Annotated in this window: 27 protein-coding genes; 18 read left to right on the plus strand and 9 right to left on the minus strand. The window is 63.0% G+C overall.

Annotation, left to right across the window (positions count from 1 at the left end; genetic code table 11):
- Positions 1 to 91 precede the first annotated feature (91 nt).
- Both trxA and LMTR21_RS39675 read left to right on the plus strand, forming a co-directional pair.
- Complete coding sequence (gene trxA / locus LMTR21_RS39670) at positions 92 to 1,015, plus strand: thioredoxin (RefSeq protein WP_065754107.1); 924 nt, start codon at positions 92 to 94, stop codon at positions 1,013 to 1,015.
- A 73-nt stretch (positions 1,016 to 1,088) separates the two neighbouring features.
- A complete protein-coding gene (locus LMTR21_RS39675; RefSeq protein WP_065754089.1) occupies positions 1,089 to 1,763 on the plus strand; it encodes an LON peptidase substrate-binding domain-containing protein in 675 nt (224 codons plus the stop codon).
- An 88-nt stretch (positions 1,764 to 1,851) separates the two neighbouring features.
- Here the strand turns inward: LMTR21_RS39675 and LMTR21_RS39680 are convergent, their stop codons facing one another.
- Positions 1,852 to 4,170, minus strand: a complete 2,319-nt coding sequence (locus LMTR21_RS39680) for a bifunctional diguanylate cyclase/phosphodiesterase (protein WP_246174995.1) — start codon at positions 4,168 to 4,170, stop codon at positions 1,852 to 1,854.
- 9 nt (positions 4,171 to 4,179) lie between these two features.
- Between LMTR21_RS39680 and LMTR21_RS41410 the strand changes: the two genes are divergently transcribed.
- Positions 4,180 to 4,590, plus strand: a complete 411-nt coding sequence (locus tag LMTR21_RS41410; RefSeq protein ID WP_246174996.1) for a hypothetical protein — start codon at positions 4,180 to 4,182, stop codon at positions 4,588 to 4,590.
- Here LMTR21_RS41410 and LMTR21_RS39685 read toward each other — a convergent pair.
- Entirely contained in the window at positions 4,587 to 4,937 is a 351-nt protein-coding gene (locus LMTR21_RS39685) for a hypothetical protein (RefSeq protein ID WP_065754091.1), read from the minus strand. The two genes, LMTR21_RS41410 and LMTR21_RS39685, sit on opposite strands and share 4 nt — an antisense overlap.
- An 81-nt stretch (positions 4,938 to 5,018) precedes the next feature.
- Here LMTR21_RS39685 and LMTR21_RS39690 point away from each other — a divergent pair, with 81 nt between their 5' ends.
- A complete protein-coding gene (locus LMTR21_RS39690) occupies positions 5,019 to 5,555 on the plus strand; it encodes a TetR/AcrR family transcriptional regulator (protein WP_065754108.1) in 537 nt (178 codons plus the stop codon).
- Between the two features lie 48 nt (positions 5,556 to 5,603).
- A complete protein-coding gene (locus tag LMTR21_RS39695; RefSeq protein WP_065754092.1) occupies positions 5,604 to 5,801 on the plus strand; it encodes a Trm112 family protein in 198 nt (65 codons plus the stop codon).
- 107 nt (positions 5,802 to 5,908) lie between these two features.
- Here LMTR21_RS39695 and LMTR21_RS39700 read toward each other — a convergent pair whose 3' ends face one another.
- Positions 5,909 to 7,126, minus strand: coding sequence for a ubiquinone biosynthesis hydroxylase (locus tag LMTR21_RS39700; protein WP_065754093.1), 1,218 nt, complete (start codon positions 7,124 to 7,126; stop codon positions 5,909 to 5,911).
- Positions 7,127 to 7,277: 151 nt separating this feature from the next.
- Between LMTR21_RS39700 and tesB the strand changes: the two genes are divergently transcribed.
- Positions 7,278 to 8,138, plus strand: a complete 861-nt coding sequence (gene tesB, locus LMTR21_RS39705; RefSeq protein ID WP_148636055.1) for an acyl-CoA thioesterase II — start codon at positions 7,278 to 7,280, stop codon at positions 8,136 to 8,138.
- A 3-nt stretch (positions 8,139 to 8,141) separates the two neighbouring features.
- Here tesB and LMTR21_RS39710 read toward each other — a convergent pair whose 3' ends face one another.
- Positions 8,142 to 9,032, minus strand: coding sequence for a DUF4339 domain-containing protein (locus LMTR21_RS39710; RefSeq protein ID WP_065754095.1), 891 nt, complete (start codon positions 9,030 to 9,032; stop codon positions 8,142 to 8,144).
- A 247-nt stretch (positions 9,033 to 9,279) separates the two neighbouring features.
- On the opposite strand from LMTR21_RS39710, the gene LMTR21_RS39715 reads away from it, so the two are divergent.
- From LMTR21_RS39715 to LMTR21_RS39735, 5 genes are all read left to right on the plus strand, one after another.
- The gene (locus LMTR21_RS39715) at positions 9,280 to 9,618 is read left to right on the plus strand and encodes a P-II family nitrogen regulator (RefSeq protein WP_028348351.1); all 339 of its coding nucleotides are present in this window, start codon (positions 9,280 to 9,282) and stop codon (positions 9,616 to 9,618) included.
- 79 nt (positions 9,619 to 9,697) lie between these two features.
- Positions 9,698 to 11,005: an ammonium transporter gene (locus tag LMTR21_RS39720; RefSeq protein WP_065754096.1), complete on the plus strand. Its 1,308-nt coding sequence runs from the start codon at positions 9,698 to 9,700 to the stop codon at positions 11,003 to 11,005.
- Between the two features lie 307 nt (positions 11,006 to 11,312).
- Positions 11,313 to 11,651, plus strand: a complete 339-nt coding sequence (locus tag LMTR21_RS39725) for a P-II family nitrogen regulator (protein WP_008142813.1) — start codon at positions 11,313 to 11,315, stop codon at positions 11,649 to 11,651.
- Between the two features lie 37 nt (positions 11,652 to 11,688).
- Positions 11,689 to 13,131, plus strand: coding sequence for an ammonium transporter (locus tag LMTR21_RS39730; protein ID WP_065754097.1), 1,443 nt, complete (start codon positions 11,689 to 11,691; stop codon positions 13,129 to 13,131).
- Positions 13,132 to 13,346: 215 nt separating this feature from the next.
- Positions 13,347 to 13,751 (plus strand): GFA family protein, encoded by a 405-nt coding sequence (locus LMTR21_RS39735; RefSeq protein ID WP_065754098.1) that lies wholly within the window; start codon positions 13,347 to 13,349, stop codon positions 13,749 to 13,751.
- A gap of 10 nt (positions 13,752 to 13,761) precedes the next feature.
- Here the strand turns inward: LMTR21_RS39735 and LMTR21_RS39740 are convergent, their stop codons facing one another.
- A complete protein-coding gene (locus LMTR21_RS39740; RefSeq protein WP_065754099.1) occupies positions 13,762 to 14,172 on the minus strand; it encodes a type II toxin-antitoxin system VapC family toxin in 411 nt (136 codons plus the stop codon).
- A complete protein-coding gene (locus tag LMTR21_RS39745; RefSeq protein WP_057844908.1) occupies positions 14,169 to 14,405 on the minus strand; it encodes an AbrB/MazE/SpoVT family DNA-binding domain-containing protein in 237 nt (78 codons plus the stop codon). Before LMTR21_RS39745 ends, LMTR21_RS39740 begins: the two co-directional genes overlap by 4 nt.
- A 173-nt stretch (positions 14,406 to 14,578) precedes the next feature.
- On the opposite strand from LMTR21_RS39745, the gene LMTR21_RS39750 reads away from it, so the two are divergent.
- The 4 genes from LMTR21_RS39750 (at position 14,579) to LMTR21_RS39765 (ending at position 20,188) form a co-directional block, all read left to right on the plus strand.
- Positions 14,579 to 15,805, plus strand: coding sequence for an aminotransferase class I/II-fold pyridoxal phosphate-dependent enzyme (locus LMTR21_RS39750; RefSeq protein ID WP_065754100.1), 1,227 nt, complete (start codon positions 14,579 to 14,581; stop codon positions 15,803 to 15,805).
- Between the two features lie 12 nt (positions 15,806 to 15,817).
- Positions 15,818 to 18,265, plus strand: a complete 2,448-nt coding sequence (locus LMTR21_RS39755) for a DNA translocase FtsK (RefSeq protein WP_065754101.1) — start codon at positions 15,818 to 15,820, stop codon at positions 18,263 to 18,265.
- A gap of 125 nt (positions 18,266 to 18,390) precedes the next feature.
- On the plus strand, positions 18,391 to 19,200 hold the full coding sequence (locus LMTR21_RS39760) for an outer membrane lipoprotein carrier protein LolA (RefSeq protein ID WP_084030710.1): 810 nt from the start codon (positions 18,391 to 18,393) through the stop codon (positions 19,198 to 19,200).
- A gap of 172 nt (positions 19,201 to 19,372) precedes the next feature.
- Complete coding sequence (locus tag LMTR21_RS39765) at positions 19,373 to 20,188, plus strand: exodeoxyribonuclease III (RefSeq protein ID WP_065754102.1); 816 nt, start codon at positions 19,373 to 19,375, stop codon at positions 20,186 to 20,188.
- 3 nt (positions 20,189 to 20,191) lie between these two features.
- Here the strand turns inward: LMTR21_RS39765 and LMTR21_RS39770 are convergent, their stop codons facing one another.
- Positions 20,192 to 20,632, minus strand: a complete 441-nt coding sequence (locus tag LMTR21_RS39770; protein ID WP_065754103.1) for a cyclic nucleotide-binding domain-containing protein — start codon at positions 20,630 to 20,632, stop codon at positions 20,192 to 20,194.
- Between the two features lie 53 nt (positions 20,633 to 20,685).
- On the minus strand, positions 20,686 to 21,372 hold the full coding sequence (locus LMTR21_RS39775; RefSeq protein WP_028348340.1) for a response regulator transcription factor: 687 nt from the start codon (positions 21,370 to 21,372) through the stop codon (positions 20,686 to 20,688).
- Between the two features lie 269 nt (positions 21,373 to 21,641).
- On the opposite strand from LMTR21_RS39775, the gene LMTR21_RS39780 reads away from it, so the two are divergent.
- From LMTR21_RS39780 to LMTR21_RS39790, 3 genes are all read left to right on the plus strand, one after another.
- Positions 21,642 to 22,211: a L,D-transpeptidase family protein gene (locus LMTR21_RS39780; RefSeq protein ID WP_065754104.1), complete on the plus strand. Its 570-nt coding sequence runs from the start codon at positions 21,642 to 21,644 to the stop codon at positions 22,209 to 22,211.
- Positions 22,212 to 22,227: 16 nt separating this feature from the next.
- On the plus strand, positions 22,228 to 23,013 hold the full coding sequence (locus tag LMTR21_RS39785) for a 2-keto-4-pentenoate hydratase (RefSeq protein ID WP_065754105.1): 786 nt from the start codon (positions 22,228 to 22,230) through the stop codon (positions 23,011 to 23,013).
- A gap of 103 nt (positions 23,014 to 23,116) precedes the next feature.
- A complete protein-coding gene (locus LMTR21_RS39790) occupies positions 23,117 to 24,277 on the plus strand; it encodes an IS110 family RNA-guided transposase (protein WP_148636056.1) in 1,161 nt (386 codons plus the stop codon).
- 440 nt (positions 24,278 to 24,717) lie between these two features.
- Here the strand turns inward: LMTR21_RS39790 and LMTR21_RS39795 are convergent, their stop codons facing one another.
- On the minus strand, positions 24,718 to 25,395 hold the full coding sequence (locus tag LMTR21_RS39795) for a YggS family pyridoxal phosphate-dependent enzyme (protein ID WP_065755592.1): 678 nt from the start codon (positions 25,393 to 25,395) through the stop codon (positions 24,718 to 24,720).
- Positions 25,396 to 25,484: the final 89 nt, after the last annotated feature.

The following is a 25,484-nucleotide window of genomic DNA, read 5'->3' on the forward strand; positions in this document are numbered from 1 at the left end:
CATCTAGCGGATGAGAACTTGGTTCCGGGACGTGCTAGAACCCACCCTGTTTCCGACCAGCATTTCGCAAAGCACATCAGGCGAGGATACCGTGACGATAGTTGAGCAGGGCGGCGGCCCGGCACCGCAGGCAGTACCCGATCTGATCAAGGAGACGACCACCCAGGCCTTCGTGAAGGACGTCATCGAGGAATCGAAGCGCCAGCCGGTACTGATCGACTTCTGGGCGGAATGGTGCGGCCCCTGCCGTCAGCTCACGCCCGTGCTCGAAAAGGCGGTCCGCGCCGCCAAGGGCAAGGTCAAGCTGGTCAAGATGAATATCGACCATCATCCGGCCATTCCAGGCCAGATGGGCATTCAGTCGATCCCGGCCGTGATCGCTTTCGTCAACGGCCAGCCCGCGGACGGATTCATGGGCGCGGTGCCGGAGAGCCAGGTCAACGCCTTCATCGACAAGCTGACCAAGGGCATGACCGCGCCGGGTGAGCCGAACATTGCGGAAATCCTGCAGGAGGCTGAGGCCGTGCTGGCGGAGGGCGACGCGGCCGCGGCAGCCCAGATCTATGCCGAGGTGCTGGGCTTTGACGCCACCAATATCGCGGCGCTGGCGGGACTGGCGAAGTGTTACGTGACGACGGGCGCGATCGAACAGGCCAAGCAGACCCTGGCGATGGTGCCGGAAGCGAAGCGCAATGACGCCGCGGTGAAGGCGGTGCAGGCCTCGATCGACCTCGCCGAACAGGCGCAGTCGGTCGGCCCGGTGACTGAGCTGGAACAGAAGGTCGCCGCAAACCCGCTCGACCATCAGGCGCGATTTGATCTCGCGACCGCGCTCAACGCGCTCGGCAACCGCAGCGAGGCGACCAACCAGTTGCTGGAGATCGTCAAGCGGGATCGAAAATGGAACGATGACGGCGCGCGCAAGCAGCTCGTGCAGTTCTTCGAGGCGTGGGGCGGCGCCGACGAGGCGACCGTCGAGGGACGAAAGCGGCTGTCGACGATTCTTTTTTCGTAGGTCGATCCAAATCCGTGGAAACTGGTTTGTGAAGAGTATACGCACCAAACCAAGAAACTGACCGGAACTGCCGATGCCGATCAATGCCGAATACCGCGGACCCGGCGAGCTTCCCGAAATCGTTCCGGTGTTTCCATTGCCGGGCGCGCTGTTGCTGCCGCGCGGCCAGATGCCGCTCAATATTTTCGAGCCGCGCTATCTGGCGATGGTGGACGACGCGCTGCGTGACGGTCACCGGCTGATCGGGATGATCCAGCCGGATATTTCCCACAGCAGAGACGAGGCAAGGCCGGAGCTGTTCCGGGTCGGCTGCGTCGGACGCATCACCCAGCTCGCCGAATCCGGCGACGGGCGCTACATCCTCGAATTGACCGGCGTCGCCCGCTTCAAGGTCGTGGAGGAAGTCAGGGTCCTCACCACCTACCGGCAATGCAAGGTGGATTTCTTCCCCTACATCGACGATTTCGTCGCGCGCAAGGGTGAGGAAGCGGTGGACCGTACGGCCTTGCTCGACGTGCTGACCGATTTTCTCAACGCCAACAACCTGAAGGTGGATTGGGAAGGTATCGAGAGCGCGCCGAACGAGGCGCTGGTCAACGCGCTCGCAATGATGTCGCCCTACGGCCCGGCGGAGAAGCAGGCGATGCTGGAAGCACCTGACCTGAAAACCCGCGCCGAGATCCTGATCGCAGTAACCGAAATGGACCTCGCCAAGAAGCGCACCAGCGGCGACACCGGGTTGCAGTAGCGCCAACGGCGCGCCGCGGCTGACGAACAAACATCAACGTCTCGCAACGCAAGCCCGTATGTCAGCCGGGAGAGCTTGACGGCTACCTTCAGTGCGCCGCTGCCATGACTCGACTGCGCCGCCTCTCCGGCTGGACCAGCCGGCGCACCATTTCGAGAACTTTGGCTGCACATATTGGCCGACTGAAGTAATAGCCTTGCATTTCAGCGCATGCCTCTGCGCGGAGGATCGCCAGCTGCTCCTCGGTTTCGACTCCTTCGGCCGTCGTCGTCTTGCCGAGACTGACTGCAAATCGAACCACCGCGCGTGCGATCAGGCATGACTCCTCGTTCGTACCCGACAGCGCGTTGACGAAGCTCCGATCGATCTTGATCTTGTCGAGCGGGAACTTCTGAAGCAGGCTCAGCGATGAATAGCCGGTGCCGAAATCATCGAGGGCAATTCGCACGCCCAGTCTGTGCAGTTGGTCCAACGCAGCGAACACCGCCTCGCTGTCATGCATGGTGATCGTCTCGGTGACCTCGAGCTCCAGCCTCTGGGCAGCTATGCCCGAATTCGCGAGCGCGGCGACGATGGTCGAAACCAGCTCCTTGCTCCGGAATTGGGCAGGTGACAAATTTACCGCGATCTTGAGGTCATCGGGCCATTTGGCCGCCTCGCTACAGGCGGCCCTTAATACCCAATCTCCGATGGGCAGGATCAAGCCTGTCTCTTCCGCTAGCGGGATGAATTCGGCCGGCATGATCAAACCGCGTTGCGGGTGATGCCAGCGCAAGAGTGCCTCAAAGCCCGAGGGTTCACCGCTTCCGGCATTGATGATCGCCTGATAATGAAGCTCGAATTCACCCCTGGCAAGCGCATCACGCATGTCGCGCTCCATATTGCGCCGGGCATGCATGAGCTGGTCCAGCTCGGGCTCGAAGAAGCGGAATGAACCGCGTCCGCCGCTCTTGGCCGAATAGAGCGCGAGATCCGCACTCTTCAGGATCTCGTCAGGGTTGGTGCCGTCGCGTGGCGCGATGGCAATGCCGATGCTGGTGCCGATGGTCACCTGATGGTCGCCAAGATCGAACGGTTTGCAAAGCGCGCGGCTGATTTTCTCGGCGAGGCCCGTGGCTTCGACGACGGGATTGGTCACGTAGTCGATAACGGCGAACTCGTCGCCGCCCAGCCGTGCAATCAGGGCCGTATCGCGGATGCATTCGAGCAACCGCGCGGCGACGGCTTGCAGCAGCCGGTCGCCTGCCGGATGGCCGAGCGTATCGTTGACTTCTTTGAAACGATCGAGATCGAGCATGAACACGGCAAGGCCGGATCCTCCCTCTCGGGTGATTGCGAGGGCGTGCTCCATGCGCACCCGCAGCCGTACGCGATTGGGCAGGTCCGTCAGCGCGTCATGCTGGGCCATATGGATGATTTTGGCTTCGGACTGTCGCTGCTCGGTGACGTCGAGGTGAGTTGCCACCCATCCTCCGTCTGCCATTGGCTGCCGGGTAACGCAAATCAATCGACCATCCGCTAGTTCGTCGACCCTGCTCGTGACGGCGTCGGCCGGCAACGCATTCAGCGCGGAGAGCAGCCGGTTCGCGGCGCTATCGCTGGTCTCGCCTTTGAGGATGCCGTTTGCAATCCGATGCGCGATGACCTCGTGGTGCGGCGTTCCCGGCTCCAGCAGTTCCGGCGGCAGCCGATACATTTTGGCATAGCGATCATTGCATACGACAAGCCGCTTCTCCGCATCGAACATGCAAAGGCCCTCGCCCATGTGATTGATGGCCGTGTCCAACCTGCGTTTCTGTTCCTGCAATTCTCTTTGCGATGCCTCGACCTCTTGCCGGGCGAGCGACAACTGGCTGATGATTTCCTCGAATTTGCGGGTGCGGCTGGCAAGACGGCGATCCGCCAGCACCCCGATTAGGCTCATCCCGAGCACCGACAAGGCGACGCCGGCAATCAGCAGCGCGAGGAAGGTCGAAGAAAGCGACAAGGTGTCGGTCGCCCGCGTCGGATCAGGAACGATCTGCGCCGCGCCCATCGCGGTGAAATGATGTGAGACGATGGCCAGCGTCAGCAGGAGCGCGGCAGCAAACGTTCCCCGCCTGTCGTTATGGCGCGTAGCGATGGCCAGAGCGGCACAGCCGAAGAACATGCCGAGAGCAATCGATACCAACACGAGATCCGGCGCCCAGCTCACGTGGCCGGGCACCTCGAGCGCCCACATGCCAAGATAGTGCATGCTCGCAATGCCTGCGCCGATTACCGCGCCACCGACGGGAGCGTGCCAGCGGCCTGGATCGCTAGCGGCAAAACCAAGTCCGCAGGAAGTCAGTATCATCGCCGCTGCGAGCGACAATGCCGTCAAGGCGATGCCGTACCCAGTTGAAACGCCCGGCTCATAGGCGAGCATGGCGATGAAATGGGTCGCCCAGATCCCGTATCCGATCGCGGCGCCGGCAATCGCAATCCAGATCAGCCGCGTCCTGGCTTGCGACGCGATGGCGCGATGAAAGATCGTGACGGCAACGATACTGGCAACGAAGCAAACCAGGCCGGCAAGCAGAACAAGTCGCCAATCGTGCTCGGCAGTAAGGCAGCTAAAAACGCGAAACATGTTGTTGATCCCATCGGCAATGCCGCCGATGAGATATTTGACCGGGCTTCCTTCACGTTAATTTGCGGCAATGACCGGTTGCATGCTTATTGCAACGTAAAACTTATTTGCGGAATGCCGCGCACGCACCGTGAAATTACGGCAAAATTTGCGACCGGAATCCCGCCGCGCTCTCCGGGTACTGGCTCACGATGGTCGGGTGACCTCGTGAGCTAGTACCCCGCGGCCGCCAGCACGACGACGACGCCGAGCGCTTTCCAGCCGAAGCCACGGCCGCGCGACCACCAGGCATTGGCGGCGGCCGCAAAGGCGTAGACCGCGACGATCGTCATCACGATCCAGTGCCGTGCACTCTCCGATCCCATCGACGGCGCCGCAAGCAGTAGCACTCCGCCGCCGATCCACGCCACCGTGCCCGCCTGCCAGACCAGTCGGATAAGGGTCCGCAAGCTCTCCGGCTGGATGGTCGCTTTGGCGAACACCTTGGTTTCTCCCAACAGCCCGTGGATCATCGCCACTATCATGCCGGCGACGCCGGCACACTGCAGAATGAGATCGCGCATCGGAACGCCTCCATACAGTACTGTATGGTTATGCGCCGCATTCTGGCGCCTGTCAATACAGTGGTGTATGGTGGCGGGGATATGAGCGATCAACTCTCGGCAAAGGACTGGGTCGATCAGGGCCTGAAAGCGCTGGCGAGCCGCGGCTTCACCGCGCTGAAGGCGGATCCGCTGGCAAAAGCGCTGCGCGTCTCGCGCGGCAGCTTCTACTGGCACTTTGCCGATATCGCCGCATTCCACGCCGCGGTCCTCACACGCTGGCACGAGGTCGCCGCCGAGCAGATCATCGCCAATGTCGAAGCGGCCTCCAGGGACGAGAACCCGCTGGCGCGGCTGCTGCGCCGCGTGTTCGGCGAGCGACTGATGCTGGAGAGAGCCGTACGCAGCTGGGCCAGCGTCGACCCCGCCGCCCGCGCTGCCGTGCAGGCAATCGATCGCCGCCGGCTGAACTATGTGGAGGGCCTTCTGACGCAGTCGGGCCTGTCGGCGGAAACCGCCCGCACCCGCGCACAAATCCTCTATTGGGCGTTTCTCGGCTTTGCGCTATCGGATCAGCCGTTGCCGAAGGCGCGGCAGCAGGCCGTGATCGATGAACTGGTGCGGATGTCGGCGTCATGACATCAAGCGGTCTTGTATGCTAAGGACACGCCAATCCGGAGACGATACATGAACGCCCCGCCTGAACGCCTCGACAGCACCGTCGATCCGAAATTGCTGGAGATCCTGGTCTGTCCGGTGACCAAGGGACCGCTCGAATTCGATTCAGCCCGGCAGGAGCTGATCTCGCGTTCGGCGAAACTCGCCTATCCCATTCGCGACGGCATTCCGATCATGTTGCCGGAAGAGGCACGGAAGATCGATTAATGCATGCCGCCGTAGCCCGGATGGAGCGAAGCGCAATCCGGGAACGATCGTGCAGAGGATAGACCTGCCCCGGATTACGCTGCGCTCCATCCGGGCTACGCGAAAACCTACAACGCCTCACCCTTCAGCAGCCGCGGCACCTCACCGGATAATCCTGCCGCCTGCTTGATGAAAATGCTTTTCAGCGGCGGCGCGCGATCGACGAGGCCAAGCCCGATATCGCGCACGGTACGCAGCAGCGTCGATTCGTTCGAGAACAGGAAGTTCAGCGAATTGGTGGCGAGCCCCATCGCCATGGTGTCGAAGCGACGCCAGCGCTGGTAGCGGTCGAGCACGTCGGCCTGCCCGGGATCGATGCCGAGCCGGGCGGCATCGACCACGACCTCGGCCAGCGCCGCGACATCCTTCAGGCCCATGTTGAGGCCCTGCCCCGCAATCGGATGAATCACATGCGCGGCGTCGCCGACCAGCGCCAGCCGCTCGGCGACGAACGAGCGCGCGACGAAGTAGCCGAGCGGAAACGCGCGCGGCTTGTCGAGCGCCTTGATCTCGCCGAGATGCAGCCCGAAGCGCTTCTCGAGTTCGTCATGGAATTCGGCTTCGCCAAGCGCGGTGATGCGCGCGGCCTCGGTGCGGGTCTCGGTCCACACCAGCGACGAGCGTTTTCCAGTTAGCGGCAGGATCGCAAACGGCCCTGCGGGAAGAAAATGCTCCTCGGCACGGCCGTGATGATCGCGCTCGTGGCCGACGGTGACGACGATGCCGGACTGATCGTAGTCCCAGCCATGGGTGGCGATGCCGGCGCGCTCACGCAGCTTTGAGCGCGCGCCATCGGCGGCGACCAGCAGGCTTGCTTCGATGACATTGCCGTCGGCGAGCGTCACGGTAACGCCATCGGCGCGCGCGTCGTAGGTCGAAACCGCGGTGGCGCGGAGATCGATGCCTTCGGCCTCGGCGCGCTCGACCAGCGCGTCGATCAGGCGCCGGTTTTCGACCATGTGCGCAAAGGGCTCGCCGGGCTCGACTTCCCCCGCAAAGGTCAGGAATACCGGACGGGTGGCGTCTTCCAGACTGGAATCAGTGACGACCATGTCGAGGATGGCTTGCGAATCCGAGACCCGGTCCCAGACACCGAGCGCCTCGAACAGCCGTCGGCAGGCCGCCACGATGGCAGTGGCGCGCGGATCCCGGCTCGGCCGCGCGGCAAGGGCCGGATCGGCAACGACAACGGGAATGTCGGCGCCAAGGCCTTGGCGAAACGCCAGCGCCAGCGCCAGTCCGGCAAAGGCGCCGCCACAGATGACAATGCTTCGCTGTGCCGCCATGCGATCCTTACCCGGTTCCTGCGTCAGACTACGCTTGCTACCTGATAATAGCTGGGCGAAACAGGCTCATAAACAAGGCTGAGCCGTCATTCCGGGACGATACGCAGTATCGGACCCGGAATGACGCAAGAATCCAACCGAAAGCACGACCATGTCCAAAGGCCTGATTGACCTGATTTCCATTCTCGATCTGGAGCCGTTGGAGGTGAATCTATTCCGCGGCAACAGCCCGAAGACGAGCTGGCAGCGGGTGTTCGGGGGACAGGTGATCGGGCAGGCCATGGTGGCGGCGTGCCGCACCGTCGAGGGCCGCCTGCCGCATTCGATCCATTGCTATTTCATCCTGCCGGGCGATCCCCAGATTCCGATCATCTATCAGGTCGAACGCTTGCGCGACGGCAAGAGCTATTCGACGAGGCGCGTCACCGCGATCCAGCACGGCAACGCCATCTTCTCCATCATGGTGTCGTTTCACGCCGAGGAAGAGGGCGCCTTCGACCATCAGGACAAGATGCCCGACGTGCCGCCGCCGGAAAAGCTCACCGCGGAGGAAGTGGCAAAGCAGCCGATGTTTCGCGAGATGCCGGAATTCATCCGTCGCTATTACGAATCCGACCGGCCGATCGAGCTGCGTCCGGTCGAGCTCGGCCGCTATTTCGGCCAGAAGATCGACGACGGCCGTATCCATGTCTGGATTCGCACCGCGGCCAAATTGCCCGACGATCCGGCGCTACATTTGTGCGCGCTGGCCTATGCCTCGGATTTTTCGCTGCTCGATGCGGTGATGGCTCGCTATGGCCGCACGCTGTTCGACAAGCGGATGATGCCGGCGAGCCTCGATCACGCGATGTGGTTTCACCGGCCGTTCCGCGCCGACGAATGGCTGCTCTACGCGCAGGACTCGCCGAGCGCGCAAGACGGCCGCGGGCTGACCCGCGGCCTGATCTTCAAGCCCGACGGCACGCTGGTGGCGTCCGTGGCCCAGGAAGGCTCGGTACGCCAGCGCAGGTGAACCTTAAGCGTTCACGGTCGTGCCGCGCTCCGCCAAAACAGTCTGCGATGCCAGCCATTGTGACATCCATCGATACACCCACGGTATCGGGATGATGAAGAAGAAGCCGATCACAGCCACGAGCGCGCGCCATAGAAACTCCAGCCCGCTGCCGATGAAAAGGACTTCACGCCGCGTGCCCTCGATGTTCCGGCAAAACCATCGCAGCCAGGCGACGTAGACCCACGCCCAGCCGACGATGGTGATGACGGAGATCACAGCCAGAATGGACCATCCAATGTAGGCCCACACCGAACCAACGAAGCTGAGCCCGAGCGGCTGCCCGTTGGACGAAAGGTTCGCGATAAACCACTTCAGGAAAAGCCAGTAGAGAACCAGCTGGGCGATGTTCACCAGATTGCCGAGCCACTCGATGCCAGTCAGGCCAACCCCAATGAGGATGACGGCAGCTCCGAAATACCAGGGCACGATCGTCATCGGCTGGCCTTCGAAGCCGAGGTTCGGCCGTCCCGGCACCTTGACGCACGGAACGATCCACTTGGCGTACCACACCAGGACCCACGGTCCCGGAATGATGAAGATGAGACCGATCGCCAGCACGAGGCTGCGCCAGACAAACTCCAGGATTCCGAAATCGATCGACAGCGGCCCGCCGCTGTAGCTTCCGGCCATTTGTGGCGCGCCACCGGGTTGCGCGAAAGCGGGCGGGCTGGAGCCGCCGCCGGGTATCAGGCCAGGGATTTCCCCCGCCCGCTGCCAGCCCGACATCCCCTCGGTCCAGACCAGCGTATCCGCTCCAACCGCCCCCCGGGTAATGAGATCACGAAGCTGGGCTTCCGGATAAGGGCCCTGTTGCTGGCCATTGGCGGCATAAAACCACGATCGGTTCGACATTTTATTTCCTTGAGCCGTGGAAAATGAAAAATTAGCCGGCGGGCGGCTGAGGGAGAGTGCATTTTGGCGGACGTTACGGCCGCCTGTACAGTGATTGACGTCACCAGCTCGAAATGTTTTCCCCTTCTACCTGCAACTTTTTTATGCCATTTGCCCAGAAAGATGCCAGATTTGCGTCGGCAGCGAGCCGCCGGACGGTCGGCCTGCCACGTGCTTAAAAAGTATCCATGGAAATGAAGGCCTGACCATGAAACTTGTCGTCGCGATCATCAAACCCTTCAAGCTTGACGAGGTGCGCCAGGCCCTGACGGCCATCGGCGTCCACGGCATGACGGTGACCGAGGTCAAGGGTTATGGCCGCCAGAAGGGCCACACCGAGATCTATCGCGGCGCCGAATATGTCGTGAACTTCCTGCCCAAGCTTCGAATCGAAATCGCGGTCGCCTCCGACGTTGCCGACAAGGCGGTCGAGGTCATCACCGCCAACGCGCGCACCGGGCAGATCGGCGACGGCAAGATCTTCGTCACGCCGATCGACCATGCGCTCAGAATCCGCACCGGCGAGACCGACAGCGACGCGCTCTGAAGCATCACCGAATTCAAGGCGCGGCGGCAGCAACGCCGGGCGCGCGAAGCCAAGAAACGACAACACGCCGGGGGATTCCATGGGGGCACCATCGTATCGTGCAGCAGGCCGTGCTGCGCTCATCACGCTTGCAGCGAGTTTTGCGCTCACCACGCCGGCCTTCGCCGAGACCTCCACCATCAATGCCGCCGACACGGCGTGGATGATCGTCGCTACCGCGCTTGTATTGATGATGACGATCCCGGGCCTGGCGCTGTTCTATTCCGGCATGGTGCGCAAGAAGAACGTGCTGGCGACCATGGCGCAGAGCCTCGCTGCCGTGGCGCTGATCTCGATACTCTGGGTGGCGTTCGGCTATTCGTTGGCCTTTGTCGGTGACGGCGCCTTGATCGGCACGCTCGATCGCTGGTTCCTCATCGGCATGACGATGGAGAGCGTCAACCCGGCGGCCAAGACGATTCCGGAAGCGCTTTTCATGCTGTACCAGATGACGTTTGCGATCATCACGGTGGCGCTGGTGGCGGGCGCGGTGGCGGACCGGATGCGGTTTTCGGCCTATCTCCTGTTTTCCGTCGGTTGGTTCATGTTCGTCTATGTGCCGCTCGCACACTGGGTATGGGGCGGCGGATTCCTTGCCACCTGGGGCGTGATGGATTTCGCCGGCGGTCTCGTCGTGCATCTTTCCGCCGGCGTCGGCGGGCTGGTAGCCGCGACCGTGCTAGGCCGGCGTCACGGCTATGGCAGCGAGAACCTCGCGCCGTTCGACCTCTCGCTCGCGGTGATCGGCACGGGGCTCCTGTGGGTCGGCTGGTTCGGCTTCAATGGCGGATCGGCGCTGGCGGCGAATTCGCGCGCGGTCATGGCGATCACCGCAACGCATCTGGCCGCCTGCGCCGGCGCGCTCACCTGGGCCGCGATCGAATGGGCGACGCGGCGCAAGCCGTCGGTGCTCGGCATGATTTCGGGCGCCATCGCGGGCCTCGGCACCATCACGCCGGCCTCCGGCTTCGTTGCGCCGTGGCACGGCGTCCTGATCGGTGTCGTTGCGGGAACGCTCTGCTTCTGGGCCTGCACCTGGCTCAAGCAGCGCTTCAAATATGACGACTCGCTCGACGTGTTCGGCGTCCACGGCATCGGCGGATTGACCGGCACGCTGCTCGCCGGCGTCTTTGCGGTGAATGCGATCGGCGGCACCGCCGGCCTGATCGAGGGCAATCCGCAACAGGTCCTGACCCAGTTCTACGGGGTCCTCGCCACCCTGGTGTGGTCCGGCGGCATCACCTTCTTGCTGCTGAAACTGGTGGGCGTGTTTGCACCGCTGCGGGTATCGCTGCAGCAGGAGCTGGAAGGCCTCGACATCTCGCAGCACGGCGAAGCGCTGCAATAGGCCTGCCCATCCCGTTACCGTTTTCTTGCCCTGCCGCTAAGCAGGATTGTGTCACCAGTCAGCGCATGCCCACGTTTTGGGCATGCGTGATTACGCTTTGGGCGCGACGGAATGGCGCAGGAAGGTGCAATCCCCCCAGAATGCGAAAAGAGCCGGATTCATAATCCGTTAGGGAGCGGTCCCGATCTGGCACGGCATTTGATTCTAAGGGTCCCGGCTGTGCCCGCGTAGTGAACATCTCCGCGTGGTGAACCTCAGTCGAGAACGCCCGGACCGCTGCACCGGGCCCAAGCGGGGACCAAGACCCATGAAAATTGTTATGGCGATCATCAAGCCATTCAAGCTCGAAGAAGTCCGCGACGCCCTGACCGCCATCGGCGTTCACGGCCTCACGGTGACGGAAGTCAAAGGCTACGGCCGGCAGAAGGGCCACACTGAAATCTATCGCGGCGCCGAATATGCCGTGAGCTTCCTGCCCAAGATCAAAATCGAGGTCGCCGTCGCCTCGGACCAGGTCGACAAGACCATCGACGCCATCACGTCAGCCGCCAAAACCGGACAGATCGGCGACGGCAAGATCTTCGTCATCAACCTCGACCATGCGGTTCGCATCCGCACCGGCGAGGCGGATGCCGCGGCCCTCTGATTTCGCGCTCAAACCTTACCATTCAGGAGTAAAATCAATGACGTTTAAACGTCCCTATAGCGCGGGACTGGCGGCCCTCGCAGTCGGCATGTTCGCCACGACCGCGGCCTATGCCGAACCAACCGTCAACAAGGGCGACAATGCCTGGATGCTGACGTCGACAGTGCTGGTGCTGTTGATGACCATCCCGGGCCTCGCCCTGTTCTATGGTGGCCTCGTCCGCTCGAAGAACATGCTCTCGGTCCTGATGCAGGTGTTCTATTGCGTCTGTATCGTCGTGATTCTTTATGCGATTTACGGCTACAGCCTCGCATTCACCGGCGGCTCCGACTTCATCGGCGGCTTCTCCAAGGCCTTCCTGATGGGCGTGACGACCGATTCGAAAGCGGCGACCTTCAGCGTCGATGCCAACATCTCGGAACTCATCTACATCTGCTTCCAGATGACCTTCGCGGCGATCACCCCCGCCCTCATCGTCGGCGCTTTCGCCGAACGCATGAAGTTCGCGGCGGTCGCCCTGTTCATCCCGCTCTGGGTCACGCTGATCTACCTCCCGATCGCGCATATGGTCTGGTACTGGCCGGGCCCGGACCTGATCACGGATGCCGCCAAGGCGCTTGCTGCGGCGACGGACGGTGCGGCGAAGACTGCGGCGCAGGCCAAGCTGGATGAAATCAACGCTGACGCCGGCTTCATCTTCAAGAAGGGCGCGCTCGACTTCGCCGGTGGCACCGTGGTGCACATCAATGCCGGCATCGCCGGTCTGGTCGGTGCGCTGCTGATCGGCAAGCGCGTCGGCTACGGCAAGGAGCTGATGGCTCCGCACTCGCTGACCATGTCCATGATCGGCGCTTCGCTGCTCTGGGTCGGCTGGTTCGGCTTCAACGCCGGATCGAACCTCGAGGCTTCCGGCGGCGCTGCGCTCGCCATGACCAACTCCTTCGTTGCAACCGCAGCGGCGGCGATGGCCTGGATGTTCGCGGAATGGATCGTCAAGGGCCACCCCTCGGTGCTCGGCGCATTGTCGGGCGCGGTGGCCGGTCTCGTGGCGGTCACGCCCGCGGCCGGATTCGCCGGTCCGATGGGGGCGATCGTGCTCGGTCTCGTGGTCGGCATCGTCTGTCTGTTCTTCTGCACCGTGGTGAAGAACTCGCTCGGCTATGACGACTCGCTCGACGTGTTCGGCGTGCACTGCATCGGCGGCATCGTCGGCGCGCTCGGCACCGGCATCCTGGTCAATCCCGCCCTCGGCGGCACCGGCGTGATGGACTACGTCGCCGGCAAGGTCGGCGAGTACGACTTCGTCGCCCAGATGACCTCGCAGCTCTGGGGCGTCTGCACCACGCTGGTGTGGTCGGGCATCGGTTCGGCGATCATCTACAAGGTGGTCGACGTGATCGTCGGTCTGCGCGTCAACGTCGAGACCGAGCGTGAAGGCCTCGACGTCACCGAGCACACCGAGCGCGCCTACAACATGTAAGTTCTCCCGGGTGCGATCCCCCAGGGACAACGTAGTCGTTGTCCCGAGGATCGCATCCACAACTCCGGTTCGGGCACATACCCGGCAATGCCCTGACCGTTGAGGGGCTCCAGCGCAAGCTGGGGCCCCTTTCTTTTTGTTCCCGCCCGAGAAAGCGATTGCCAAATCCGATGCGAGCCGTCGAAAATGGTCGCAACAATTAAAGGGAGCGCGTCATGAAACTCGAGGGCGGATGCTATTGCGGCAAGGTGCGTTACCAGGCCGAGGGTGAGCCGATGATGGCGGCGCAGTGCCACTGCCGCGAATGTCAGTACATTTCCGGCGGCGGGCCGAACATGTTCGTGGCAATGCCGGTCAACGGCTTCAAATACACCGCAAGCCAGCCCAAGCAGTTCACCCGCAGCGACCTCGAGCGCGCCGTGACGCGCGAATTCTGCGCCGAATGCGGAACCCATATGGTGACCAAAGTGCCCGGCCTGCCCGCCGTGGTGCTCAAGGTCGGAACCTTCGACGACCCCAAGCTCTTCAATCCGCAGGTGGCGATCTACACCTGCGACAAGCAGGCCTTCCACCATGTGCCTGACGGCATGCCCGCGTTCGAGAAGCTGCCGGCGCGTTAAGGCACCCTCGCTATTGCTCGCGTTCCGGCGAGATCAGTTCGACTGTCGGGAAATAGGTTCGATAGCGCCTAGCGTCGCGCGTCAACAGCGGTAACTGTTCGACAGCGGCGTGGGCACCAATGAAGAAATCCGCCAGGACACCGGAGCGAAGGCCGCCGGCGCCGCGGTACCTCAGGTAAGCCTTGCCCGCGAGAAAGACCGCGCTGCGCGGGATCGTGGCCAGGTCGATGGCCAAATCGCGGAGCATCGCGTCCACGCCCTCGACCGTGGCGTAGCGTGTCGATATCTCGGCATAGATGACGTCGTTGATAATAAGCGGCCCGGACGAAGCGGCCTGTTCGAGCTGTGCTTGCGACCAGTCCGCCCATACCTCGCCGTCGGTGACAATATCCAGAAGGACGTTCGAATCGACCAGTGTCATTCCGGTTCGCCGCGCAGGAGGGCCATCAGTTCATCCGTCGTCATGCCCGGCCCAGCCGACCCTCGCGCTTTGGCAAACCTGCTCGGCGGCCGAGGCCCATCGGCTTTCTCGATCACCACGCCGCCGTCGGCGCTACGGCGGAAATCCACCTGGCTGCCGGGCTGGATCCCCAAATAGTCGCGGACGCGCTTTGGTATTGTTACCTGGCCCTTGCTCGTAACTGTCGTCGCCATCGCGGATGCTCCAACAAGTAATACCAGTATAAAATATGGTAATACCGCGCAAATTGTCCAGTACGACCGATGGTTAATCGCGTCTTAACCTCGCCGTATCTATGGTGGTTTGATGGGTTTCCGGGGCTCGCTTCAGCCCTTTGACCGCTTTTGAGAGTACTGGCGTTTCAGACATGGCAATGACCGCCTCTTCCGGCGTGGCGCAGGGCGCCGGCAGTGCAACCCCTGCCGGTCAGGCCGAGCGCTCACCGTTCTTGCGCACGACCGAGCTGCTGGCGCCCTATCAGCCGGCCAAGCCATTGATCACGCTGTCCTTAGGCGAGCCGCAGCACCCGGTGCCCGATTTCGTCGGGCCGGTGCTGGCCAAACACATCGCCGAATTCGGCCGCTATCCGCTTGCCAAGGGCATCGAGCCGTTCCGGCACGCCGCCGCCAACTGGCTTTCGACCCGGTTCCAGCTCCCCCGCCCGATCGATCCCGAGAGCGAAATCCTGGTGCTGAGCGGCAGCCGCGAGGGGCTGTTCTTCGCAGCCATCACCGCCGCCCGCTATGTCGGCCCGCGCAAGGGCAGGCCGGCGATCCTGATGCCCAACCCGTTTTATCCGGCCTATGGCGCGGGTGCCCGCGCTGCCGGTTGCGAACTGATCTACCTGCCGACCACGCTCGCCAACGGCTTTTTGCCGGATCTCGATTCGCTCGATGACGCGACGCTGGCCCGGACCGTTGCGATGTTCATCGCCTCGCCCGCCAATCCGCAAGGCGCGGTCGCCTCGCGCAACTACTTCACGCGGCTGAAAAACCTCGCCGACCGATACGGCTTCATGATCCTGAGCGACGAGTGCTATTCGGAAATCTACACCAGGCAGGCGCCGGGCAGCGCGCTGGAATGCGCCGGGCCCGATTTCACCAACGTCGTTGCGTTCCAGTCGCTGTCGAAACGCTCGAACCTGCCGGGCATGCGCGTCGGCTTTGCCGCCGGCGACCGGAAATTTCTTGCGGCCTTTCACGAATTGCGCAATGTCGCCGCCCCCCAGGTACCGGTGCCGCTGCAGCACGTCGCAGTCGCCGCCTATAGCGATGAAACCCATGTCGAAGAGAACCGCAGGCTCTACCGCATCAAGTTCGATCTCGCCGACCAGATTCTCGGCAGCCGCTACGGCTATGCGCGGCCCGCCGGCGGCTTTTGCGTCTGGCTCGACGTCTCCGATCGCGGCGGCGATGAGGCGACGGCGGTGAAGCTTTACCGAGATGCAGGGGTTCGCGTGATACCCGGAAGTTATCTGTCGCGGCTGCAAAACGACGGCTTCAATCCCGGCGCGGGCTACATCCGCCTCGCACTGGTCTCCGATAGTGAATCAACCGCCGAGGCACTGCACCGGCTGGTCGAAATTCTGGATTAATCGCAGGGCCCCATGAGCATGCCAGCGATCGAACGTGTTATTCCCCTGGTCGGCCATCTGCCGGTCTCGATCCGCGAGGCGCTGGCGCGGCGCCTGCGCGAGCTCGCAGGCCTGTGCCTGATCGCGCTGTCCGGCGTCGCCGCGGCCGCGTTGATGACGTGGTCGGTGCAGGACCCGAGCCTGAGCCACGCGACGTCGCGCCCGATCCGCAATGTCCTCGGCTATCCCGGCGCGATCGGCGCCGATCTCCTGATGCAGATTCTCGGTCTCGGCGCGATCATGCTGATTCTCACGGTCGCGGTTTGGGGTTGGCGCATGCTGACCCATCGCACCTTCGACCGCGAAGCGCTGCGACTTGGGTGCTGGATCCTCTGCACGGTGATCGCGGCCGGCTTTGCAAGCTGCTGGCCGCACGGCGGAGGCTGGGCGCTGCCGACCGGTCTTGGCGGCGTCGTCGGCGACGCGCTGGTGCGCGCGCCCGCGGTGGTATTCGGTCCGGTCGGCTTCACCTATCGTCTCGTGCTCGGCATCATCCTGTTTGCGGCGATGTGCACAGCCTTTCTGTTTGCCAGCGGCTGGGGCTCGCGACCGCGCGATGAAGAGCTGACGCCGATCGAGGACGATGACACCCCCTTCGAGGAAGAAGGGGATCGCAGTTCGGTCTCGCTCGGATGGGTGTATCATGCGCTGATGAGCCTGAAGGCTCGGCTCGGTTGGCTGATGAGCGCGGCCTACCGATCACTGGTGTCGAGTTCGCCGCCGCCTCGCAGGGCCTCGTTCGAACGTCAGGAACCAAGCCTCAGCGGCCGCGCCGCGCCGACACTTGCCCCGCGGGAAGAGGAATTCGACGACGAGGAAGAAGAGGAAGACGACGAGGAGGAGGAAGAAGCTCCCGCCGCCCGTGCCCCGCGCAAGAAACCCGCGCCGCGTGCCTCGGCGCGCAAATCCGACAAGTTCGAACTGCCATCGGTCTCGATGCTGACGGCGCCCAAGGCGTCGGACCGGCAACCGCTCAGCAAGGCCGAGCTGGAAGCCAATTCGCGCGCGCTGGAAGGCGTGCTCGGCGATTTCGGCGTTCGCGGCGAAATCGTCAAGGCCAACCCCGGCCCGGTCGTGACGCTCTACGAACTCGAACCGGCGCCCGGCATCAAGTCCTCGCGCGTCATCGGCCTCGCCGACGATATCGCCCGCTCGATGAGCGCGCTCTCGGCCCGCGTCGCCGTGGTCGCCGGCCGCAACGCCATCGGCATCGAACTGCCGAACGTGCATCGCGAAAAGGTCTATCTTCGCGAATTGCTGACCACGAAGGACGAGTCGCACGCAAAACTTCCGCTCTGCCTTGGCAAGAACATCGGCGGCGAATCCATCATCATCGATCTCGCGCGCACGCCGCATATGCTGATCGCCGGTACCACCGGCTCCGGCAAATCGGTCGCCATCAACACCATGATCCTCAGCCTGGTCTACCGCCTGCGGCCGGATCAGTGCCGCCTGATCATGGTCGATCCCAAGATGCTCGAACTCTCGGTCTATGACGGCATCCCGCATCTGCTGACGCCGGTCGTGACCGATCCGAAGAAGGCCGTGGTCGCGCTGAAATGGGCCGTGCGCGAGATGGAAGAGCGCTACAAGAAAATGGCCAAGCTCGGTGTGCGCAACATCGACGGTTACAACCAGCGCCTCGTCGAAGCCAAGGGCAAGGGTGAGGAGCTGACGCGCACGGTGCATACCGGCTTCGACAAGGAAACCGGCAAGGCGATCTACGAGGAAGAAAAGCTCGAGCTCGAGCCGCTGCCCTATATCGTCATCATCGTCGACGAAATGGCCGACCTGATGATGGTGGCCGGCAAGGACATCGAAGGCGCGGTGCAGCGCCTGGCGCAGATGGCGCGCGCCGCGGGTCTCCACGTCATCCTCGCCACGCAGCGTCCGTCGGTCGACGTCATCACCGGCACCATCAAGGCGAATTTCCCGACCCGCATCGCCTTCCAGGTCACTTCGAAGATCGACAGCCGCACCATTCTCGGCGAGATGGGCGCCGAGCAACTGCTCGGCCAGGGCGACATGCTCTATATGGCTGGCGGCGGCCGCATCAGCCGTGTGCACGGTCCCTTTGCCTCCGACGAGGAGGTCGAGAAGGTCGTGCGTCACCTGAAGACGCAAGGCGCGCCGGAATATCTCGAAGCGGTCACCGCAGAAGAACCGACCGAGGAAGACGGCGCGGTGTTCGATTCCACCGGCATGGGCGCCGATGGCGGCGGCGACCTGTTCGCGCAGGCGGTTGCGATCGTCAAGCGCGACCGCAAGGCCTCCACTTCCTACATTCAACGCCGGCTGCAAATCGGCTACAACCGGGCCGCCTCGCTGATGGAACGAATGGAACAGGAAGGCATCGTCGGACAGGCGAATCACGCCGGCAAACGCGAAATTCTGGTCGAGGAGGAAGAGGGCGGATTCTAAAAAATCGGCGCGGAACGGGGCTTCGGCGCGACGATTTTCACAGAAAAACGATATCTCCTTTGGTCGAAAGCACGATAAACTGGCCCCCAGCGGGACGCCTCGTCGAATAGAGATCCGAATACCTGATGACAGAACAATCCACCCATCGCGGACTGCGCTCCGGACTGGCCCTCTTGATCGCCACTTCCATCGCCGGCTTCGCGACGCCGGCGCTCTCGCAGAATGTGCCGGTTCCGAAGCCCGCGCCCAAGGCCCGCGACGGCAGCGTGCAGATGAGCGCGCAGGATAGGGTTCCGATGACCACCGGTGCCACCCAGCAGGCGCCGCCGAACCCGGTGATTCCGAACCCGAACCGCAATGTCCCGGCCAATGTGTTCGCCACCTTCGATGCCAACCAGAAGGCGCAGGCTGCCCGGGTGAGTTCCTATCTGTCCTCGCTGCAAACGCTGGTCGGAAATTTCGTCCAGGTCGGGCCCGATGGCAGCAAGACCAAGGGCGATTTCTACATTCAGAAGCCGGGCAAGGTGCGCTTCGAATATGACGACCCGAGCCCGATCGCGATCGTCGCCGACGGCTCGTCGCTGGCGGTGCGTGACCGCAAGCTCGCGACCCAGGACATCTATCCGCTGTCGCAAACGCCGCTGCGTTTCCTGCTGTCTGATAGGATCGACCTGTTGAAGGACACCAATGTCGTCAGCGTCACGGCTGATGACGTCTTCATCAGCGTCACCATCGAGGAGAAGCAGGCCCTGATCGGTACCAGCCGGCTGATGCTGATGGTCGGCACCAAGGACGGCCAGCTCAAGCAATGGACGGTGACCGACCCGCAGGGTTATGACACCACCGTTGCGGTCTACAATCTCGACTCGTCCAAGAAGGTCGATCCTGGCCTGTTCAAGATCGACTTCACCAATTACATCACACCGGCGAACTGAGCGGCGCGCTTTCTATTCTTCTTGTAGGGTGGGCAAAGCGCAGCGTGCCCACCATTCTCACCGAGAATAGGATGATGGTGGGCACGCTTCGCTTTGCCCACCCTACGAAACTGCATTCTTTCTGTGGAGAGCAGGAAACCCGCGCCGGGAACCGTGGTAATACACGGCCCTCATGCGTTTCTCCCTGACAACGTGGAATATCAATTCGGTGCGCCTGCGCATCGACATCGTCGCCAAATTCCTCAAGACGGCGCGGCCGGACGTGCTGTGCCTGCAGGAGACCAAGTGCATCGACGATGCGTTTCCGCTGAAGCGATTCAAGCGTCTCGGCTATGAGCACGTCGCACTGAACGGGCAGAAGGGCTACCACGGCGTCGCCATCGTCTCGAAACTGCCGTTCGATGCCACCGACATCAGGACCTTCTGCGACAAGATCGATTCACGTCACATTTCGGTATCGTTCGGCGAGAAGGCGCAGCTTGCAAAGCCGGTGGTACTGCACAATTTCTATGTCCCGGCCGGCGGCGATATTCCCGATCCCGCGCTCAATCCGAAGTTCGATCACAAGCTGAAATTTCTCGACGAGATGAAGGCGTGCGAGCCGCTGCATCCGCGCGGCGACGACCGGCATATCCTGGTCGGCGACCTCAACGTGGCGCCGCATGAAAACGACGTGTGGTCGCACAAGCAGCTTCTGAAGGTGGTCTCGCACACGCCGATCGAGTGCGAGAAGCTGCTGGCGGCGCAGACCCATGGCGAATGGTTCGACGTCGCGCGCGAGCGGATCCCGCTATCGGAAAAGGTCTATACGTGGTGGAGCTACCGCGCCGCCGACTGGACGGTCGGCGATCGCGGCCGTCGGCTCGACCACATCTGGGTCTCGCGTGCGCTGAAAGACGGTGTCAGCGATTTCAAGATCACCCGCGACGCCCGCGGCTGGGAGCGCCCGTCCGACCACGTTCCGGTAACGGTGACGCTGGAGGTGTAGCAATCAAATACTCAGCTTGGCGCCGGCCATCAAAATATCGCTGGCGAGCTGGCTGGTGCGGGTGGCGAGTTCGTCGCGCAGGCGGCGCGCGGCGGCAGGGTCACTTTCGAGCACGCGCTGAAACAGGCTGCGCGCCACGCGGATGACCGAGGAATGATCGAGCGCGACCGCGCTCGACGGCCGCTTCATCGCGACGATCAGCGCCAGTTCGCCGATCAGCGAGCCGGGTCCTGCTACGACTTCAGCGCCGCCATCCTCGACGCGGAACGAACCGCGCTGAACGATATAGCCGGCATCCGCATCGTCGCCGGCGTTGAACAGATAATCGCCGGGCGAGAAATCGCGCTGCTCCGAGCCGATCGCCAGCATGCGCAGCGCCGCTGTCCCCAACAGGCGCAATGTCGGGACCCGCTCGAGCAGGACTACATCATCTTCGATCGACATGGACCGGTGACCGGGATCCGCGGAAAATTACGTATCGTGGCGGCCAAATCGTATCACGGCACCAGCTTGTAGCCACCGGCTTCCGTCACCAGGATTTCCGGGTTGGCCGCATCCTTCTCGATCTTCTGCCGCAGGCGGTAGATATGGGTTTCCAGCGTGTGCGTGGTGACACCCGAATTGTAGCCCCAGACTTCCTGCAGCAACGTCTCGCGCGACACCGGCAACTGGCCGGCGCGATACAGGAAACGCAGGATCGCGGTTTCCTTTTCCGTCAGGCGCACTTTCCGGGCATTGGCGGCGGTCAGCATCTTGGAGCCCGGGCGGAAGCTGTAGGGGCCGACGGAGAACACCGCGTCCTCGCTGGCCTCGTGCTGGCGGAGCTGCGCCCTGATCCGGGCGAGCAGGACGGCGAACCGGAACGGCTTTGCCACGTAGTCATTGGCGCCGGATTCGAGGCCCAGAATGGTGTCGGAATCGGTATCGTGGCCGGTGAGCATGATGATCGGCGCCTTGAAGCCGCCCTTGCGGAGGCTGCGCACGACTTCACGTCCGTCGGTATCCGGCAAGCCGACATCCATCAGCACCAGATCGGGGGAGTTGGCTTTGGCGGCGCTGGCACCCTTGGCGCCGGTATCGACGGCGGAGGCTTCGAACTCCTCGTGCAACGATAGTTGCTCGACCAGCGTGTCGCGCAGATCGGTGTCGTCATCCACGATCAGGATCTTGCGGGCATTGGGCATAGGATACGATCCTCTTGAGGCAGGCGGCGGACACAAGCGGGAGCGTCTCAAGCCGGGTCTTGGTCGATGACAAACCTGATTCGCGGGCAAATTTCGCTAGCAAGCGGGTCATCAGGGTACTGATTTGTAGTGAGGTAAGAGATTGTTACAGATTCACAAGCCGATCACAGTCTATCCCAAATTTGAGGCGCGTCTGGATGAATGTCCTGTAATGGCGTCAATTAGAATAGTAACGGCGGGACAGGCAATCCCCGGTGTTGGGCATTGGCATGGAAACCACTCCGATTTCAATCACTTATAAGACAGCTGCGCGTGATCGGCCACTTGTCGCAATCCGGGTCCGGCAGGCCGCCGGCGACCCCCGCCGGGGCTGGCTGACCGCAGACGGCTGGACCGTGCCGGTGGCACTTGGCCGCGGCGGCATCCTCGCCAACAAGCGGGAGGGCGATGGCGGCACCCCGCGGGGCACCTATCGTCCGCTGCAATTGTGGTGGCGGGCCGACCGCCATATTCGGCCCCGGACCTATCTGCCGGCCCGACCCATCCGGCCCGAAGACGCCTGGTGCGAGGACCCGCATGACCGCCACTACAATCAACCGATTCGCCTGGTCCGGGATCAGCCCGGCGACCGGCTGACGCGCGAGGACCACCTCTACGACTTCATCGTCGAGATCGATCACAACAGCGCGCCGCGCATTGCCGGTCGCGGCAGCGCCGTGTTCCTGCATCTGGCTCGGACCAATTTCTCGCCGACAGCGGGATGCGTCTCGATGACGAAATCCGCCATGCTGCGGCTGCTGCGGCGCATGGGCCCGCAGACGAAAATCATGATCGGCTGATGAGGGATCAACCGCGATGCTCGACAAGAATGCGATAGAAGCCGCATCAAAGACGCTGCACGACCACTGGCGCGCCGGCACCAAACTTTCTGGCCTCGACGAAAAACTGCGGCCGAGCGACCGGATTGAGGGCTACGCGATCCAGGCGGCAATCGAAAGATACTCGTCCGAGAGCCTGTTCGGCTGGAAGATCGCGGCCACCAGCGCGGCCGGACAAAAGCACATCAACGTCGACGGGCCGATGGCCGGGCGCATCCTGGCCGAGACCGTCATTCCCGATGGCGGAACGGCTTCGATGGCAGGCAACGAAATGCGCGTCGCCGAGCCCGAATTCGCGTTTCGCATGCGTGTCGATCTGCCGGCGCGACCGACACCCTATACGGTCCAGCAGGTGCTCGATGCCGTCGACACGCTGCACCCGGCCATCGAGATACCGGATTCACGCTTTGCCGATTTCGTCAGCGCCGGCGAAGCGCAGCTCATCGCCGATAACGCCTGCGCGCATCTGTTCGTGCTGGGCCCTGCCGCAACGGCCGACTGGCGGTCGATGGACCTCGTCGAGGAGCGGCCGATCATGACGATGCGCGGCGAAAAATTCGTCGGCCACGGCAAGAACGTGCTGGGCGATCCCCTGTTAGCACTGACGTGGCTCGCCAACGAACTGCGCCAGCTTGGCGTGACGCTGAAGGCCGGCCGTGTTGTCACGACGGGCACCTGCCATCCACCGCTGCCGATTCAATCGGGCGATTTTTTCGCGGTTGATTTTGGTGCGCTTGGGAAGGTGTCGGTGGGATTCAAGTAGGCTCTCTCGCCATCATTGCGGGCTTCGTAGATTCCATGAGGCGGTGAGCGTGGCCTTTCCGATAAGGTTTGGGTTTCCACACTCGAACCCCTCGGAGAGTCAGATGCAAGCATCCACCGTAGCCACGCCCACCGCCGGCCATATTGGCACAATTTTCGTTGCAATCGAACTGAGCCAGCGGAGCTGGCGGGTCGCGCTGCACAGCCCGGACAAGGACAAGATATCGCACCACAAGCTGGAGGGTGGCGATCATGCCGAGCTGTTGGCGTTGGTGGGTCGGGTTCGGGAGCGGGCGGCTCGAACGCTGGGAGGCGTTCCGGCGGTGGCGAGCTGCTACGAGGCGGGCTACGACGGGTTCTGGCTGCACCGGCTGCTGCTGGCGGCCGGCATCACGAACTACGTGTTTGATCCCGCCAGCATTGCGGTGGACCAGCGGGCGCGGCGGGTGAAGACCGACCGGATCGATGGCGAGCGGATGCTGCGCACGCTGATGGCGTATCTGCGCGGCGAGCCGCGGGTGGTGCGGATCGTCCGGGTGCCTGCAGCCGAACAGGAGGACGCCCGCCGCGGCAGCCGCGAACGCGACCGGCTGATCAAGGAGCAAACCGCTCACACCAACCGGATCAAGGCACTGCTGCGGCTGCGGGGCATGGCGGTCGGGAACCCGCGGCGGCGCGACTGGCTGAGCTGGCTGGCAACGCAGCGGGATTGGCAAGGCCAGGCGGTCCCGCCGCGGATGCTGAGCGAGATCCGACACGAGCACGCGCGGCTGATGCTGGTGCGCGATCGGCTCGATGCGCTCGCGCAGGAGGCGGCCGCAGCGGAGCCAATGCCTGCGGAAGCCGAGATGAGCCGGCGCAGCGAACTGCTGCGCCGGCTCAAATGTCTCGGCCCGGCGTTCGCGACGACGCTGACCAGCGAGGTGTTCTACAAGGACTTCCGCAATCGCCGCGAGGTCGGGAGCTATTTCGGGCTGACGCCCAGTCCGTGGCGGAGCGGCGGCATCGACCGCGACCAGGGCATCAGCAAGGCGGGCAATCCGCGCGCCCGCTGTGCCGCGATCGAACTGGCCTGGCTGTGGCTGCGGCATCAGCCGGACAGCAAGCTGACCCTGGAGTACCGCAAGCGCACGCTCGATGCCGGCAAGCGCATCAAGCGCGTCGCCATCGTCGCCCTGGCGCGCAAGCTGATGGTGGCGCTGTGGCGCTACCTCACGACCGGTCTCGTGCCGGAAGGCGCGGTGCTCAAGGCCGTAAAGATCTAACCACTTCAACGAACGCGTCAGCGTCGCGGCATCTGCCGCGGTCAGCGCGGGATGGATGGTGACCGTGCCACCCTTGGGCCAGCAAACAGGCTGTTTCGTAGATGGGTCTCATCCTCGTGGCTTCCTCGCCGCATGCATGCGGAATGTGGGTACGGACAACGGTCCGACCGGATATGAGGTGATGCAGTGAGCAACTGCATAAATCGCCGGAAGCCAGTCCCAGAGCGCACCGACCGCGGCGGCACGCTGCGCTACGCATGGCTCCGCGCGCCGCCGCTCCACCGAACGTAAAAATCACATCCAAGCCCTGTCGGGATGCTTGACTCAAAAGGCCTCATATGAGGGTGGGCAAAGGGCGCGTAAGCGCCGTGCCCACCATCTTCGTTCGGACAAGCTCGCAGAATGGTGGGCACGCTTCGCTTTGCCCACCCTACGCTTCTCTACCGCGCCCCGAAGATCGCCGAACCCACCCGCACATGCGTCGCACCCATCTGGATCGCGACTGCAAAATCGGCACTCATGCCCATCGACAGATTCTTCAGCCCGTTGCGCGCGGCGATCTTGGCCGTCAGCGCAAAATGCGGCGCCGGCGCGTCGTTGACCGGCGGGATGCACATCAGGCCGGAAATGACCAGACCATACTTGTCGCGACAGCTCGCGATGAAGGCATCGGCATCGCCGGGCGCGATGCCGGCCTTTTGCGGCTCCTCGCCAGTGTTGATCTGAACGAACAATTCCGGCCGTTTGTTCTGTAAATTGATTTCCTTGGCCAGCGCTTCGCAAATGCTGGGACGGTCGACCGAATGGATGGCGTCGAACAGCGCCACGGCCTCTTTCGCCTTGTTGGATTGCAATGGCCCGATCAGATGCAACGCAATCCCGGGATGGGATGACACCAGCGCCGGCCATTTTGCCTTGGCCTCCTGCACGCGGTTTTCGCCGAACACGCGCTGCCCGGCATCGATGACCGGCGAAATCGCTGCGGCGTCAAAGGTCTTCGACACCGCGATCAGCGTCACCGATGCACGCTCGCGGCGCGCTTCCTTGCACGCGCGCGCGATGTCCTGCTCCACCTGGGCCAGACCGATTGGTAAAGACTTGGTTAGCGGCGTCGTCATCTCTCTCGCATCGTGTCGTGTTTCGGCGAGAAGATTTTACGGCATTTCCTCAAATTTTACCAAGTTCGGGAAAGGCTTTTTGAACCCTT

The organism is Bradyrhizobium paxllaeri (assembly GCF_001693515.2).
Lineage (GTDB): Bacteria > Pseudomonadota > Alphaproteobacteria > Rhizobiales > Xanthobacteraceae > Bradyrhizobium > Bradyrhizobium paxllaeri.